Source organism: Staphylococcus caeli (assembly GCF_051413795.1).
Lineage (GTDB): Bacteria > Bacillota > Bacilli > Staphylococcales > Staphylococcaceae > Staphylococcus > Staphylococcus caeli_A.
This window is the reverse complement of the sequence record NZ_JBOIRQ010000041.1, coordinates 1-3209: the sequence shown is the minus strand read 5'-3', so window position 1 is coordinate 3209 and position 3209 is coordinate 1. Positions and strand designations below refer to the sequence as shown.

Below are 3209 nucleotides of genomic sequence, written 5' to 3'. Positions count from 1 at the left end.
AAAAAAGAAATAATCGCTAGTGTTCGAAAGAACACTCACAGATTAATAACATTTTGGGTTTTCAACCGACTTGTTCGTGTTGAAAGTCAAAAAAGATTAAGTTATTAAGGGCGCACGGTGGATGCCTTGGCACTAGAAGCCGATGAAGGACGTTACTAACGACGATATGCTTTGGGGAGCTGTAAGTAAGCTTTGATCCAGAGATTTCCGAATGGGGAAACCCAACACGAGTTATGTCGTGTTATCGATATGTGAATACATAGCATATCTGAAGGTAGACGCGGAGAACTGAAACATCTTAGTACCCGCAGGAAGAGAAAGAAAAATCGATTCCCTGAGTAGCGGCGAGCGAAACGGGAAGAGCCCAAACCAACGAGCTTGCTTGTTGGGGTTGTAGGACACTCTATACGGAGTTACAAAAGAACAGATTAGACGAATCATCTGGAAAGATGAATCAAAGAAGGTAATAATCCTGTAGTCGAAAATTTGTTCACTCTTGAGTGGATCCTGAGTACGACGGAACACGTGAAATTCCGTCGGAATCCGGGAGGACCATCTCCCAAGGCTAAATACTCTCTAGTGACCGATAGTGAACCAGTACCGTGAGGGAAAGGTGAAAAGTACCCCGGAAGGGGAGTGAAATAGAACTTGAAACCGTGTGCTTACAAGTAGTCAGAGCCCGTTAATGGGTGATGGCGTGCCTTTTGTAGAATGAACCGGCGAGTTACGATTTGATGCAAGGTTAAGCAGTGAATGTGGAGCCGCAGCGAAAGCGAGTCTGAATAGGGCGTTGAGTATTTGGTCGTAGACCCGAAACCAGGTGATCTACCCATGACCAGGTTGAAGTTCAGGTAACACTGAATGGAGGACCGAACCGACTTACGTTGAAAAGTGAGCGGATGAGTTGTGGGTAGCGGAGAAATTCCAATCGAACCTGGAGATAGCTGGTTCTCTCCGAAATAGCTTTAGGGCTAGCCTCAAGTGATGATTATTGGAGGTAGAGCACTGTTTGGACGAGGGGCCCTTATCGGGTTACCGAATTCAGACAAACTCCGAATGCCAATCAATTTAACTTGGGAGTCAGAATGCGGGTGATAAGGTCCGTATTCGAAAGGGAAACAGCCCAGACCACCAGCTAAGGTCCCAAAATATATGTTAAGTGGAAAAGGATGTGGCGTTGCCCAGACAACTAGGATGTTGGCTTAGAAGCAGCCATCATTTAAAGAGTGCGTAATAGCTCACTAGTCGAGTGACACTGCGCCGAAAATGTACCGGGGCTAAACATATTACCGAAGCTGTGGATTGTCCGTAGGACAATGGTAGGAGAGCGTTCTAAGGGCGTTGAAGCATGATCGCAAGGACATGTGGAGCGCTTAGAAGTGAGAATGCCGGTGTGAGTAGCGAAAGACGGGTGAGAATCCCGTCCACCGATTGACTAAGGTTTCCAGAGGAAGGCTCGTCCGCTCTGGGTTAGTCGGGTCCTAAGCTGAGGCCGATAGGCGTAGGCGATGGATAACAGGTTGATATTCCTGTACCACCATAATTCGTTTTAAGCGATGGGGGGACGCAGTAGGATAGGCGAAGCGTACTATTGGATTGTACGTCTAAGCAGTGAGATTGAGTGTTAGGCAAATCCGGCACTCTTAAGATCAAGCTGTGATAGGGAGAGGAAATTGTTTCCTCGAGTCGTTGATTTCACACTGCCAAGAAAAGCCTCTAGCTAGAATTGTGGTGCCCGTACCGCAAACCGACACAGGTAGTCAAGATGAGAATTCTAAGGTGAGCGAGCGAACTCTCGTTAAGGAACTCGGCAAAATGACCCCGTAACTTCGGGAGAAGGGGTGCTCTTTAGGGTTAACGCCCAGGAGAGCCGCAGTGAATAGGCCCAAGCGACTGTTTATCAAAAACACAGGTCTCTGCTAAACCGTAAGGTGATGTATAGGGGCTGACGCCTGCCCGGTGCTGGAAGGTTAAGAGGAGTGGTTAGCTTCTGCGAAGCTACGAATCGAAGCCCCAGTAAACGGCGGCCGTAACTATAACGGTCCTAAGGTAGCGAAATTCCTTGTCGGGTAAGTTCCGACCCGCACGAAAGGCGTAACGATTTGGGCACTGTCTCAACGAGAGACTCGGTGAAATCATAGTACCTGTGAAGATGCAGGTTACCCGCGACAGGACGGAAAGACCCCGTGGAGCTTTACTGTAGTCTGATATTGAAATTCGGCACAGCTTGTACAGGATAGGTAGGAGCCTGAGATACGTGAGCGCTAGCTTACGTGGAGGCGTTGGTGGGATACTACCCTCGCTGTGTTGGATTTCTAACCCGCACCATTTATCATGGTGGGAGACAGTGTCAGATGGGCAGTTTGACTGGGGCGGTCGCCTCCTAAAGAGTAACGGAGGCGCTCAAAGGTTTCCTCAGAATGGTTGGAAATCATTCATAGAGTGTAAAGGCATAAGGAAGCTTGACTGCGAGACTTACAAGTCGAGCAGGGTCGAAAGACGGACTTAGTGATCCGGTGGTTCCGCATGGAAGGGCCATCGCTCAACGGATAAAAGCTACCCCGGGGATAACAGGCTTATCTCCCCCAAGAGTTCACATCGACGGGGAGGTTTGGCACCTCGATGTCGGCTCATCGCATCCTGGGGCTGTAGTCGGTCCCAAGGGTTGGGCTGTTCGCCCATTAAAGCGGTACGCGAGCTGGGTTCAGAACGTCGTGAGACAGTTCGGTCCCTATCCGTCGTGGGCGTAGGAAATTTGAGAGGAGCTGTCCTTAGTACGAGAGGACCGGGATGGACATACCTCTGGTGTACCAGTTGTCGTGCCAACGGCATCGCTGGGTAGCTATGTATGGACGGGATAAGTGCTGAAAGCATCTAAGCATGAAGCCCCCCTCAAGATGAGATTTCCCAACTTCGGTTATAAGATCCCTCAAAGATGATGAGGTTAATAGGTTCGAGGTGGAAGCATAGCGATATGTGGAGCTGACGAATACTAATCGATCGAAGACTTAATCAAATTTAAATTGTTTTGTTTGGTTTATCAGATTTTACTTACTATCTAGTTTTGAATGTATAACTTTATACATTTCATTGTCTGGTGACAATGGCAAGGAGGTCACACCTGTTCCCATGCCGAACACAGAAGTTAAGCTCCTTAGCGCCGATGGTAGTCGGACTTACGTTCCGCAAGAGTAGGACGTTGCCAGGCA

At 48.6% G+C, this 3209-nt stretch carries 2 rRNA genes; both read left to right on the top strand.

The features are described from left to right. The first annotated feature begins 94 nt into the window (after positions 1-94). A 23S ribosomal RNA gene (locus tag ACSULM_RS12310) occupies positions 95-3016 on the top strand. A 77-nt stretch (positions 3017-3093) separates the two neighbouring features. Continuing rightward, a 5S ribosomal RNA gene (rrf, locus tag ACSULM_RS12305) occupies positions 3094-3208 on the top strand. Position 3209: the final 1 nt, after the last annotated feature.